The sequence below is a fragment of the Streptomyces sp. MI02-7b genome (assembly GCF_033793585.1).
Taxonomy (GTDB): domain Bacteria; phylum Actinomycetota; class Actinomycetes; order Streptomycetales; family Streptomycetaceae; genus Actinacidiphila.
On the sequence record NZ_JARAWX010000059.1, the window covers coordinates 1 to 12145 of the forward strand.

A 12145-nucleotide genomic window follows, 5' to 3' on the forward strand; every position below is an offset into this window, starting at 1 on the left:
CGGTACCTCGCCCGAACCGTCTTCAAGATCCTCCGGGCCAGCTTCTCCCAGCCCAACACCACTTGAAATCCATAGGGGCATCGCACTGGACCTGCCTCATGCGCTGGTTGAGTGGGTGACGATGCTGATCGTCACCCGGGAGGGTGACCGCCGCTGCAAGCTCCCGCCCTCGCAGCGCGCCCTGGTCGCACTGGTGTACCTGCGCAAGCACGACACCCTCGCGCAGATCGCGGCTGGCTTCCGCATCAGCGTGGGCACCGCCCACGCCTACGTGCACGCGGTCATCGACATCCTGGCCCACCGTGTACCGGGCCTGACCCGCGCCCTGCGCGAGGCGGACGCGGAGTACGTGCTGGTCGACGGCACCCTCGCCGAATGCGACCGCGTCGGCGACGGCCGCGCCGACTACTCCGGCAAGCACCGCCGCCACGGCGTGAACCTGCAGGTCATCACCGACCCGCAGGGCAAGATCGTGTGGATCTCCCGCGCTCTTCCGGGCCGTACTCACGACCTGACGCGGCCCGCATCCATCGCATCGTTGCCACCTGCGTCCGCCTCGGCATCCCCGCGCTGGCCGACCTGGCCCACCTCGGCGCCGGCGGCACTTTCGCCACGGCAACCAGACGCCCACCCCGCAAGGAGCTCACCGCCCGGCAAAGATCGCTGAACCGGGCGCACACCCGGCTGCGTTATCCCGTCGAACGCGGCATGGCCACCCTCATGCGCTGGCGCATCTTCCGTCACGCCCGCTGCAGCCCCAACCGCCTGTCGTCAGCAGCCAAAGCCGTACTCACCCTGGAGAAGCAACGCTGAAAAGGCTCGTTAAACGTCTCGGCCGGGGTCCTCCAGCCAAGTGTCTTGCGGGGCCCGGTGTTCAGCGCGTGAGCTACGGCTTCGTTTGTCTTGTGCGGCACCCGCAGCTGGGTGACGGTCCGGCCGTCTGCGGTCATCGCCGCCGGCAGACGGGCTGCCGGAACCTCGCCGCTGCGTGTTCCCCGGACGCTCTTGCCGTCCACGGCGAACATGGTGGTGCCGGACGGATCGGCACCGGTCAGGTCGGCGGATACGGCTACCGACAGCACACTCACCAACGGGTGACGCCGGCCACGGCGACGGCGCGGTCAGCCAGGCCCGCCAGGCGCCCCGCCGGCGTCCCGGCGGACACGTACTCGCGCAGCGGCGACTTGACCAGACAATTACACAGCGGTAGACCGTGGCGATCCCGACGCCGACACCTGCCGCCACCTGGGCGTAGGTGTGTCCGCAGCGCCAATGTGCCAGCGCCAGGAGAGCCTGCCGGTCCGAGGTAAGCCGCCGCCAGCGGGTGCCGCGCTCGCGACGCCGGGCGCTGAGCAGACCGGACAGGTGCCGAAGGGTCGAGCTGGACAGATCGACCCCCGATGGGTAGACAAGCTCATGAAGCTCCAGGCAGACAGGTTGATCTCGGTCGACAACCATCTACCAGGAGCTTCACCTCTTCCTGCAAGCAGCCCACCACCAACTCACCCAGCCGTAAGCCAGGTTGGAAAGGGCTCACTCTCGTACATGGAGCCACTCACGTGACAGCTACCCGCGCCTTCGGCACACGGCCCGTGATCGCCATCGCCGGTCTGGGTATTGAGACGTCTACCTTCTCCCCGGCTCGAACTGAGGCTCAGGCTTTCCGTCCTTCTCGCGGAAGGGAAGTTCTCGACCGGTACCCGTTCCTCGCACCTGGCGAGCCCCTGCGCGAGGCCGCCGACTGGCACGGCGCACTGGTCGGCAAGTCGCTTCCCGGCGGCACGGTCACGGCCAGCGCCTGGCGCGATCTCACTGACGAGTTGATTCAACGCCTCGCCGCGCTGCCACCGGTAGACGGCCTCTGGTACGACGTGCACGGTGCCATGAGTGTCGAGGGAGTCGACGACGCGGAGGCTGTGCTTCTCGCCAGGATCCGCGAGACTGTGGGCTCGAACGTGATCGTCTCCGCCTCCATGGACCTGCACGGCAACGTCTCACGCGAACTCATCCACCGCAGTGACCTCCTTACCTGCTACCGCATGGCTCCGCACGAGGACCATATGGAGACCAAAGAGCGCGCCGCTCGCAACCTGGTCGAGCTCATCGTTTCCGGCGCGCCGCGTCCGGTCAAGGCGTGGGTACCGGTTCCGATCCTGCTGGCCGGCGAGCAAACCTCCACCCGCATCGAGCCCGCCAAGGGCCTGTACGCAGCGGTCGAGGAGGTCGAGGCCATGGACGGTGTGACGGACGCTTCGATCTGGGTCGGCTATGCCTGGGCGGACGAGCCGCGGAGCCGGGCGGCAGTGGTCGTGACAGGGCAACATCAACAAGTCGTCGTCGCCGGAGCGGAAATGTTGGCCCGCAGGTTCTGGGTGGCCAGGAAGGACTTCGCCTTCGTGGCGCCGACGGGCACTCTCGACGAGCTCCTCGATGAGGCGCTTTCCGTGGACTCACGTCCCTACTTCATCAGTGACACTGGGGACAACCCCACGGCGGGCGGCGCGGGCGACGTCACCTGGGGGCTCGCCCGGCTCTTGGCTCGCCCCGAATTCGCCTCACCCGACGGTCCCGTCGTCCTCTACGCGTCCTTGCCCGGCCCTGCTGCCGTCGAGATCGCGGTGGCGGCCGGCATCGGGGCTACGGTCACGGTGGAGGTGGGCGCTGAGGTCGACGACCGTTACGCCGGCCCGGTCACCCTGACCAGGCAGGTGCACGCTGTCCGCCACGGTGACCGCGATGCGGCGACGGAGGTGGTGGTACGCGTCGGCAGCGTCTACGTGATCGTCACCAAGCTGCGCAAGGCTTACCACCACGAACACGACTTCACTGAGCTGAGCCTGAATCCGCGTGACGCCGACGTGGTCATCATCAAGATCGGCTATCTGGAGCCCGAGCTCTACAACATGGCGGCGGGCTGGAAGATGGCGTTGACTCCCGGAGGCGTCAACCAGGATCTGGTGAGCCTCGGCCACCGGCGCATCCGTCGTCCGATGTTCCCATTCGATCAAGACATGACCGACCCGAACCTCACGGCGCGGATCGTGCCGTCCTCGGTTGACTCCCCCTCCTCGTGAACGAAAAAGCTTCCACGGCTCACGCCGTGACGTTTGCTGCTTCGTTGCCGGCTGCTCATCCGGGAGGTCTCCCATCGAAGTCCTACACCGGCTCCCCAGACCGACACCGCCAGTCGCGGCCGGAAGGTTCTTCGCCGCCGGCCGTCGCGGTCGTGGACCATGCCGCAGTCGCACGTCAGAGAGGAACCGGCGGTCGACCGCGATCCCCTCGCGGCCCTACCGTACGCGGCCTTCCAGCAGGCTGCGAAAGTCCGATCAGCTGCCTACGGCCGCTGTTGAACCGCCGTGACGTCCGGACCTCGCTACCTGATCGTTTCAGAATGACGTGCGGAGTCGTCGGAGGCAGATGATGCTGCAGGCGAACCAAGAGGCTCTGGTGGAGGTCGGCGCTGCGTTCGTAGCGGATCCGCAGTCGTTTGAACTGGTGAAGCCAGGCGAAGGTGCGCTCGACGGCCCAGCGGGTCTTGCCCAGGCCGGAGCCGTGGGCGACGCCGCGCCGCGCGCTGAGCGGCTTGATGCCGGGCTGCCACAGCAGCCGGCGGTACATGTCGTAGTCGTAGCCCCGGTCGGCGAACAGTCGCTTGGGCTTGCTCCGCGGACGTCCCCGCAGACCCCGTGTTCGCGGGATCGGGTCGAGCAGCGGCATCAGCTGCGTGACGTCATGCCCGTTCCCGCCGGTCAGGGACACGGCCAGCGCGGTGCCGCGGCGGTCGACGATCAAGTGGTGCTTGGAGCCGGGGCGGGCCCGGTCGACCGGCGAAGGCCCGACGAGAGCCCCCTTGAGGGCTCTGACATGGGAGCCGTCAATCGCGCAGTCGTCCCTCTCGAGCAAGCCGGTCTTGCCTAGTTCGGCAAGGAGCTCCGCGTGCAGTCGGGGCCAGACACCGGCTTCGGTCCAGTCCCGCAGTCGGCGCCAGGCGGTCATCCCCGAGCAACTCACCACGCCGGCGGACACGTCCCACCAGGCCCCCCCTTGCGTAACACGTAGACGATGCCCGCCAGTGCAATACGGTCAGGCACCCGAAGCCCATCCTGGGGTGCCGGTGCCTTCGCTGGGGTTGCGGCGGCAGCGAGGCTACGCGACACCGTCCTGCCGACCGAACTCACCGCATAGCCTCGAAGAAAAGATCACCGAGTGGCCGTCAATACACCACTCCAACGGACGTGACCGTCTTCGGGCGACTTCGTGCCCGCGCTGGAGCAGTTCTTGCACGCCCCGGGGCCCGGGGGTGTGATCCGCCGGGCCCCTTGCGGGTGCGTTGGGTTACTTGAAGGAGTTCAGATACTCCTCAGTGGGCGAGCCGACGCCGGTGGCGTTGTCGTAGCCCTTGACTGCATTGAGGCTGGTGTCCTCGCCGAAGGCGACCAGGCGGGCTCGCAGGGATCCATCGATCACACCGGCGTCGAAGACTGCGTTGAGTACAGGCCGGTTGTGCGTGGAGGCCTGGTCGATGACATCGTGGAAGGCCTTGCTGCCGGCGCGGCGGTACAGCGCAGGGTTGGCGAAGCCGATCGGACGGCCGTGCCTGGCCTGGATGGCGTCGGCCTGGATGGCGGAGAACTCCGGTGCGGAGACGCTGGTGCCGCCGTAGCCGCCCTCACTGTAGGGGGCGCCGTCGGAGATGCCGACCAGGACCGAGGTGTACAGATCGCCGTTGACCGCCACGTCCGGGGTGACGCGGCGAGCGGAGGTTGTCTTGGCTCCCGTCATCAGCCGGTTGGACAGCGACTTGGGGACGACTCCGTGCTGGTACCACGGCTGGGCGAAGTCCTCGCTGGTCCCGCCGCCGCCACCGAAGTAGAAGGAGCCCGGGAGTGGAGACCAGTTGGTGCCGTCTTGGGTGAGTACCGAACGCAGAGTGCCCATGTCGGTCTCGAAGCCGTAGCTGCCGGTCTTGTCGGCGGTCCCGAGGGCGGTGCCGCCGACTGCGGTGACCCACGGGTCGGAGTCGGGCCAGTTCGCCTGTGCTCGAGTGGTCGAGGGGTCGCAGTTGACCCCGGTGGCAGCAGCGGCCGGGGAGGAGTCGCCGCAATCGCCTGCGGAGAAGTTGAAGCCGATGCCTTGGATTGCGCCCAGCTCGAAGACCTGCTCGTAGGCTGCGATTTCGGCCGGGTCGATGTCTCCGGAGGAGGAGTGCATGATCTCGCCCCAGGAGTTGGACACGACGTCGGCCAGGTGCTTGTCCACGATGGTCGACAGCGCGTTCAGGAGATCCTGGTCGGTGCAGGAGTCGGCGCCGACGTACACAACATTCGCGTCCGGGGCGAGCCCGTGCACCATCTCCACGTCCAGAGCCTCTTCTCCGGCCCAGCCCTCGGGGCCGCCGCAGAGGTCCTCGCTGTTCCACTGCGAGGAGTTGTAGATCTCGGTGTACTGGCCGGGCTTGAACGGCTTGTCACCGTGAAGGGTGGAGTACTGGTTGGCGTCGGCCCGCATGGTGGAGGAGGCGTAGGCGTCGACGACGGCCACGGTGGCGCCCTTGCCGGTCAGACCGGAGGCGGTCACCCCGTATGCCTTGCGCAGCTGCGAGGGCGTGAAGGAGCACTCGTCGTAGGTGGTGTGCTTGGTATAGCCCGCGGGGCCACCGTTGACCTTCTTCTGGCCCCAGTAGTCAGAGCAGGTGGCCTCCGTGGCGATACCGCGACCAGGCTTGCTGCCAGCCCCGGCCGCGGAGCTGCGGACGCGTACAGAGTTCGGCTTGACCCTCGGGGTGACGGTGGTGAGGCCCGTGACCCCGAGCACAGCGGAGGAGACCGAACTCGGGACCGTCACATTGGCGGCAGGGGCGTGCCGCAAACCACCGCCGACGGTGTACTGGTGGATGCCGGTGCCGAAGGCCTTGCTATGCGCGGACGCGGTGCCGGTGGCCTCGATGTAGTGACTGGTGGTCGACGTGATCTTCAGCCCAGAACCAATGAGCCAGCTGCGTACAGCAGCGATCTGCTGATCGGTGGCTGCGAAACGCTGCTGTACCTCGGCCGCGGTCAGGAACTTGCCGTACTGTGCGCTGCCCTCGGTGGAGACGGCCTGCGCGTACGCGGCCAAGCCCGTCGGGTCCTGGCCGGCCAGATAGACCCGGACTGTGAGCTCGGTGGAACCGGGAAGGGCGCCGCGGTCGGCCGTGGTTTTGGCCCACCCCGGGTGCGAGCCGACCAATGTACGGCTGGTGTGCTCGGACGCTGCCTCGGAGGGTGCTGCGGAGACAAGCGCTCCGACAGCAAGCGCCAGGGATGCGATGGCGGCGCCGGCTATGCGGCCGCGGCGTATACGAAAGGGGTTGCTGGTGATGACGGTCTCCAAGACATGGTCAGAAAGAGTTACGGGGTACTACTCGCCGTGGAGGATATTCAGACGAAAGTTCGGCGCTTCGCGCAGGGGTGATATTTTTACCTCTTCTTGAAGTCCTCACCCCACGCGCATCACATGGGTGCTGGCCCCGCATGACGGGCCATCACCGCCTCCGCTGGCGTGTGCCTTACCGAATGATCCGTGGTCTCCGAGTAGCCCGCGTTGCAGCAGGGGTCGGAAAAGTACACCCGTGTTCAGCGGAGTCACCCACAACGGCTCCCCCCAGCCCGTACCCCGAGCTACGAGATCGTGCGAAGGCGCGCCGGATGGCGGCCGCCGCGCCCGAAGCGGAAGTCAACCGATCCATAGTCGAGTTACCGGCCGAGACCGACGAGTTCGGCCGGCGTCGTGGTTCCCAACGGCCACCGAAGGCGGGGACCGTGGGACCGACGAGCGGTTCTCCCCGAAGATTCTTCCGCCGTGGTGCCCCGAGTCCCCGAGGGTCTTTGAAGCGCTGCCGCTGCTCTACTTGCACGGCCTGTCTTCTGGAGACGGGGCGCAGGCGAGGACCCAGGCCACGGTCTACCACCCCCTTCCTGGCTCAGCGCCTGCGGGAGTGGTCGCTCTTCCGCGTCGCGCTCAAGCTGTCCTGACAGCCGGAGAACCTGCTCGTGTCATCCAAAGTGACCGAGGGCCGTCCAAAGTCTGGAAACCGCTCGGCGCGGGGCCTCTGGGCGTCCCGAGCCGTATCCCCACCTGCCGGCGACAATGCACGGAGGGCCAGATTGAATTTGCGTGCCCTAATGCCTATTCAGATAGAAGCTGCGTGCCGACTGTCCACGGAAATGGCTGGACTGGAGTTTTTGGGTGTTACGTTCGCTGTGCTGCCTCCCAGGGACAGCACTGCGACGCCTGTCCGTGGGCGAGTCGTATCCTGCGCTCGCGCAAGGCGCAGCAGGGGGCCCACAAGGGAACCCCCGTCGAGTAGCCGAGGGGTGGAGTGGAGATTCCCCTCGGCTCCTCGAAAGGCCGTGGACGGTGAGCCGCGAGCGTTACTACTGAACTTGATTGAGTGATGTCGGTGCCGTTCGCCTGACGACTGGAGGTCGGCACCAGTAGCCCTGGGGTGTGAGGTCCGCACAGGGCGGCGGCCTGACCGACGCCGAGAAAGCTACGCGGGAGCGGTTACAGCTCCTTCGGAGGTTGCCGCTGCCCTACGACCAGTGTGCGGTCGGTCGAGAGGTGGCGCCCGGCCTGGCGCGAGACCGGCGAGGCTGGGCTGCAGTCGGAGTCTCCGGGAAGATCTCGACTCAATGAAGCCCAGATTGCCAGGCTGGAGGGTGCGTTGGAGCGCGGTCCGTTGGCTCACGGGTGGTCGGACCAGAGGTGGACGCTGGCACGGATCACGCAGCAGGACCTTGCGGTGGTATCGATCAGCTCAACCGGATCACCCACGGCTGGGCCAACTACTTCAGGCATGCCGTCGCAAAGCGCACCTCCAGGTCCGGGTCCACCACGCCGGTCGACCGCCGGATCAGCAGCAGATCGTTCTCGGAGAACGCTGTCCGCACGGAGTCGTTTTCCACCCGGTCCGTCCGGTGCCATCGTCACCCGCCTGCCGTCAGTCGCCGACAGGCCATGCCCAACGGACCGCGCTTCGTCCACCACCCCTGTACCCAGGCACGCCAGCGCACCGACACCGCAGCGGCACCTGACCGACACGTTCAAACTCTCCACGGACCCACTGTTCGTGGAGAAGTGAACCGCCCCGGGTTCGGTGGAGATCTCAGATTGTGGTTGTGACCTGGGGTTTCGTGAGTTCGGTGTAGTAGTTGGCTTCGTACTCGACCGGTGGGACGTGGCCTATCTCACCGTGGAGCCGTCGGTGGTTGTACCAGTCGACCCACTCGGCGGTGGCCAGCTCGACCTGGGAGAGCGTCCTCCAGGGCCGTCGAGGCTTGATCAGCTCGGTTTTGTAGAGGCAATGCCGCGGAGTTAACACGTCCTGTACCACGTCAAGTTGATCACGTTCTAGCCGTGAATACTCTCGAGGAACGGGTCCTCTGCTACAGAGGTGAAGCCGACCAAGGTCTTCGTCGCTGAGCGGGGGTCCCGTTGTCCGACCAGTCTGCCACCACGACCGTGACGCAATCCATCACCGTCGCCTCGGGTATCTTCGCGCCCGGCCACCTGGGGGAACTCACGCAGTTCCTACCCTTCGAACTGGTCGACGACGTGCTGGAACGCACCAGGACGGTGCAGCGCAGGCTGCGTCTCGTCCCCTCGCGCGTCGGGGTCTACTTCGTGCTGGCGATGTGCCTCTTCCCAGAGTCCGGATACCTGCGTGTCTGGAGCCACCTGATCGCCGGGGTGCGGGTCCTGGTAGCGAGGATCCCCTCGGAAAAGGCATTGCGCGAGGTGCGCCGCCGCCTGGGGCCAGCTCCATTCCAGGAGCTGTTCGAGACGGTGGCCGGACCACTCGCCCGCCCATCGACACCTGGCGTGAGCTACCGACAGTGGCGCACGGTCGCCTTCGACGGGTGCAGCTCGCTGCAGGCGCCCGACACCCTCAGCATCCGTGAGCTGCTGGGAAAGACTCGTCGTCACCGAGGGGTCGAGGGCTACCCGCACGTCCGGTTGATGGCTCTGTGCGAGACCGGCACCATGCCGGGTTGGTGGGACTGAGGGATGAACGCCTCCACCGGCGCCTTCCCGGACGCGGCTAGGATCTCGGGCTTCCGGTCAGCAACGTAGCGTCGGACCATCTGGTAGGAGATGTCCTCAGCACCGTTCTCCTCGACGAGCCGGTGGAAGATCCGCGTGACCGTGTGCCGCTGCTTGCGAGGCGCGTCCAGGTCCGCTCGCAGTATCGGGTCGATCACGGACTTGTACGGCTCGAGCGCGGTCGCACGCGGCGGGAGCTGCTTGCGGGGTTCCGGCCAGGCGGAGTTCACCGCCTTCCGCACCGTCCGGTACGTCACCCCGTATTTGCGCTCCAGGGCTCGCATCGACGTACCAGCACGGTGGTCACGCCGGATCGCCGCGTACAGCTCGACCTTCGACATCTGCGGCATGACCAGCACCTTTCACCAGGAGCATCCCGATGCTGCCCTGGCAAGAACCGCAGTGCTGTCAAAACTCGTGAACATCACCCGACCGTGGATCGGGGTGCCTCCCAAACTCGTGAACAACTGCTGTCGCTACTCGGGCTCTGGTCCACTTCTTGTGGTTGCGTACGCAGGGTGACTGTTGATCTTCATGTGATGTGTGTTGAGTTCGCCCGAAAATCGCCCGGCTGGAATGCGGTGTGGTCGACAGTCCTTCTCCGTGAACGAAGTGCCGCCGCGGCTGGATGAATTGCTGTTCTCCTCGATCGACGGTGTGTCCGTGGAGTCGGTCGAGGTGACTGACACGGTCGTACGGATCGAGGCCCGTACGACTTCCAGTCGGGCGGCCTGCCCGGGTTGCGGATGCTCGTCAGGCCGAATACACGGCTCCTACCTGCGGTTTCCCCGTGATCTACCAGCAGTGGGCAGGTTCGTCGTGGTGTCGTTACGGGTGCGTCGGTTCGTCTGCACGCAGGACTCCTGTCCGCGCAAGACCTTCGCCGAGCAGGTGTCCGGCCTGACGCGTCGGTTTGGCCGGCGGACCGAGCGGCTGAGGTCGACTCTGGTCTCGGTCGGTCTCGCGCTCGCGGGCCGGGCTGGTGCCCGGATGATGGATACCTTCGGGGCCCCGGTCAGTCGCAACACCCTGTTGAGGCTTGTCGCCTCGCTCCCGGACCCGCCCACCGCCGCGCCTCGCGTGGTCGGCGTGGACGAATACGCCCAGCGCAGGGGTGGGATCTACGGAACTGTGCTCGTCGACGTCGAGACACGTCGTCCGATCGACCTGCTGCCCGACCGGGACGCGGACACGCTCGCCGCCTGGCTCGCCGAGCGCCCTGGTATCGAGATCATCTGCCGCGACCGCGCCCCCTTCTTCGCCGAAGGCGCCACCCGCGGTGCCCCTCAGGCTCTCCAGGTCGCTGACCGGTGGCACCTCTGGCACAACCTTGGCGAGGCCGCGGAGAAGTGCGTCTACCGGCATCGCGGCTGCCTGCGCCCCGCCCCGGCACCGCCGGACGAACCACCAAAGGAAACGGATCCGACCACGTCATCGCCTTGGCCGACAGGGCACCGGTTCGCCGAACGCACCCGCGCCAAGCACGCCACCATCCACGCGCTTCTGGAAGCCGGACACAGCAAGCGGTCCGTCGCCCGGCAGCTCGGCATGAGCCTCAACACCGTCATGCGTTTCTCCCGAGCCACTACCCCAGAGGAGTTGTTCACCGGCCAGTGGCAAAGCCGTGCCACCCCGCTTGACGCCTACAAGCCCTACCTCGACCAGCGCTGGCAGGAGGGCTGCACCAACGCGTGGAAACTGTAGGAGGAGCTCTGCGAGCAGGGCTATCCACGCGGCTACAACAGCGTCCGCGACTACGTCAGCCGGGTACTGCGCGGCAAGCCCCAGCCGGTTGGGCCTCAGCCCGACGCCCTGACAGAAAATGACCGGCTCCAGCTCAAGGCCGCGCTGGCGAACTGCCCTGAGCTGACAACCCTCGTCGAGCACGTGCGCTCTTTCGCCCACATGGTCACCCACCTGCAAGGCGACTATCTCCCGCAGTGGATCGAATCGGCCAGAGCCACAACCGACCTGATCAGTCTCAGCCGGTTCGCCCACCACCTTGAACGCGACCTCGACGCCGTCACCGCCGGCCTCACACAACCCTGGAACTCGGGTGTCGTGGAGGGACACGTCAACCGCATCAAGATGCTCAAGCGCCAGATGTTCGGCCGCGCAGGGTTCGAACTCCTTCGCAAACGAGTCATATTGGCGTGACCAGGCGTCAGTACATCATATGAAGCAAACAAAAGCCGCAGATCCACTACAAGGCCACGAAGTGCGAGTCGGCGCGTCACTGCTCATCGAGGGATGCCTGCCGGGCAAGGAAGTCCTCGAACGCCGCCCTCTGCTTCGGATCCATGAAGCCTTGGCGGACATTGCAGGCCTTCTCCTGGAGCCAGTGAGCCTCATGGGGGTCCAGTAGCTCGGCGACCACCACGCCTTTGCGAGCAACCGCCGTACGCCCTCCTACGCGACGACGAAAGAGCGTGAACGCGCCGAATTCCTTTGGATGGGCCAGTTCCGGCTCCTCTGCCACAGCCTGGTTCTCGTCTCCAGTTCCACTCGCCGGGTACGCGGCGGGGGCCCAGTGCTCCCAGAGCGCCAGCGTGGCCGCGGGCACCAGCACCGCGCGTTCCGACTCTTCACGCCCCTCCCACATGAACGTGACAGAGACGGGCTCGCCGACCGCCTCGGCCAACCCGAGCACCCTCTCCATCTCATCGTTGATCGGGTAACCCGCCACTACATCAATCTGTATGCCCATGGCGCCTGAGGCTACTGGCCACTTCTGACATGCCAAGCCCACAGCTCCTGCGGCTCGTCGACCACGGCCCACCACGTGTACCGTCCGAAACCGGTAATTTCACCGACTGAGCGCCTGCCCGAAGACCGCGACGGAGAGTAACCGCTCCACACAATTTGGGCCAGAGCCTGAGAACGGACGGCAGATGTTCACCAGTCCGGGAGGCACCGCCGTCCGGCCCTGTTCGATCGGTACTGGCACCCTGTCAGTCCGCTAGATGATCGATTCCAAGGGTTAGTGGTCGTAGGCGGTCAGGGAGCGCAGGGTGGGCTGGCCGGTGTGGTGGTTGTGCCAGATCGCGGCGGTCAGGGC

7 protein-coding genes and 6 pseudogenes are annotated in these 12145 nt (G+C 66.4%); 6 read left to right on the forward strand and 7 right to left on the reverse strand.

From position 1 onward, the window contains the following. The first annotated feature begins 121 nt into the window (after positions 1–121). Positions 122–813: pseudogene (locus PV364_RS40850) on the forward strand (transposase family protein). Here PV364_RS40850 and PV364_RS40855 read toward each other — a convergent pair. Continuing rightward, positions 741–1088 (reverse strand): hypothetical protein, encoded by a 348-nt coding sequence (locus tag PV364_RS40855; RefSeq protein ID WP_319666025.1) that lies wholly within the window; start codon positions 1086–1088, stop codon positions 741–743. The pseudogene PV364_RS40850 and the gene PV364_RS40855 overlap by 73 nt on opposite strands. Positions 1089–1197: 109 nt before the next feature. Further along, a pseudogene (locus PV364_RS40860) lies at positions 1198–1458 on the reverse strand (hypothetical protein); the annotation flags it as partial. A 101-nt stretch (positions 1459–1559) separates the two neighbouring features. Here PV364_RS40860 and PV364_RS40865 point away from each other — a divergent pair. Further along, on the forward strand, positions 1560–3074 hold the full coding sequence (locus tag PV364_RS40865) for a M81 family metallopeptidase (protein ID WP_319666019.1): 1515 nt from the start codon (positions 1560–1562) through the stop codon (positions 3072–3074). Between the two features lie 315 nt (positions 3075–3389). Here the strand turns inward: PV364_RS40865 and PV364_RS40870 are convergent. Then, positions 3390–4144: pseudogene (locus PV364_RS40870) on the reverse strand (IS5 family transposase). A 194-nt stretch (positions 4145–4338) separates the two neighbouring features. Then, positions 4339–6375 carry a S53 family peptidase gene (locus tag PV364_RS40875; RefSeq protein WP_319666020.1) on the reverse strand — a complete coding sequence of 679 codons (2037 nt, stop codon included), beginning with the start codon at positions 6373–6375 and terminating at the stop codon, positions 4339–4341. A 1374-nt stretch (positions 6376–7749) separates the two neighbouring features. Here PV364_RS40875 and PV364_RS41510 point away from each other — a divergent pair. Then, positions 7750–7830: pseudogene (locus PV364_RS41510) on the forward strand (hypothetical protein); the annotation flags it as partial. 319 nt (positions 7831–8149) lie between these two features. On the opposite strand, the pseudogene PV364_RS40880 reads toward PV364_RS41510, so the two are convergent. Further along, positions 8150–8344, reverse strand: a pseudogene (locus PV364_RS40880) (integrase core domain-containing protein); the annotation flags it as partial. A 134-nt stretch (positions 8345–8478) separates the two neighbouring features. On the opposite strand from PV364_RS40880, the pseudogene PV364_RS40885 reads away from it, so the two are divergent. After that, positions 8479–9027, forward strand: a pseudogene (locus PV364_RS40885) (transposase domain-containing protein); the annotation flags it as partial. Here PV364_RS40885 and PV364_RS40890 read toward each other — a convergent pair. After that, positions 8985–9437 carry a hypothetical protein gene (locus tag PV364_RS40890; protein ID WP_319666021.1) on the reverse strand — a complete coding sequence of 151 codons (453 nt, stop codon included), beginning with the start codon at positions 9435–9437 and terminating at the stop codon, positions 8985–8987. The pseudogene PV364_RS40885 and the gene PV364_RS40890 sit on opposite strands and share 43 nt — an antisense overlap. A gap of 253 nt (positions 9438–9690) precedes the next feature. Here PV364_RS40890 and PV364_RS40895 point away from each other — a divergent pair, with 253 nt between their 5' ends. Together PV364_RS40895 and PV364_RS40900 are read left to right on the forward strand one after the other, a co-directional pair. Next, the gene (locus PV364_RS40895) at positions 9691–10791 is read left to right on the forward strand and encodes an ISL3 family transposase (protein ID WP_319666022.1); all 1101 of its coding nucleotides are present in this window, start codon (positions 9691–9693) and stop codon (positions 10789–10791) included. Between the two features lie 108 nt (positions 10792–10899). Then, positions 10900–11244, forward strand: a complete 345-nt coding sequence (locus PV364_RS40900; RefSeq protein ID WP_319666024.1) for a transposase — start codon at positions 10900–10902, stop codon at positions 11242–11244. Positions 11245–11320: 76 nt separating this feature from the next. Here PV364_RS40900 and PV364_RS40905 read toward each other — a convergent pair whose 3' ends face one another. After that, complete coding sequence (locus tag PV364_RS40905) at positions 11321–11794, reverse strand: hypothetical protein (RefSeq protein WP_319666023.1); 474 nt, start codon at positions 11792–11794, stop codon at positions 11321–11323. Positions 11795–12145: the final 351 nt, after the last annotated feature.